The sequence below is a fragment of the Kitasatospora nipponensis genome, from assembly GCF_039528135.1.
GTDB classification, from domain to species: domain Bacteria; phylum Actinomycetota; class Actinomycetes; order Streptomycetales; family Streptomycetaceae; genus Kitasatospora; species Kitasatospora nipponensis.
The window spans coordinates 316-537 of record NZ_BAAALF010001077.1 but is presented as its reverse complement, the minus strand read 5'-3'; the positions used below and the strand labels follow the sequence as shown (position 1 = coordinate 537).

The 222-nt window shown below is 66.2% G+C and carries 1 pseudogene; it reads left to right on the top strand.

The annotated features are described in order from the left end of the window. Positions 1–222: pseudogene (locus tag ABD323_RS44970) on the top strand (hypothetical protein); the annotation flags it as partial.

Genomic DNA, 222 nt, shown 5'->3' with positions numbered 1-222 from the left:
CCACTCTCAACGGCACCCTTGAGCTGACGGGCTGTCATGCGGATGAGGCAATCAACCTTGAGCAGGCCACTGCCCAAGGGGTCTACTTGGAGACCTGCTCGCTCGCCGAGCTCCGTGCGGCACAGCTGCACACCGTGCACAGTCTGACCCTGAGGGACACCTCCTGCGGGCGCATCCGGCTGACCGAGGCCAAGATCGATGGGCGGCTGGGACTGCGCGGGG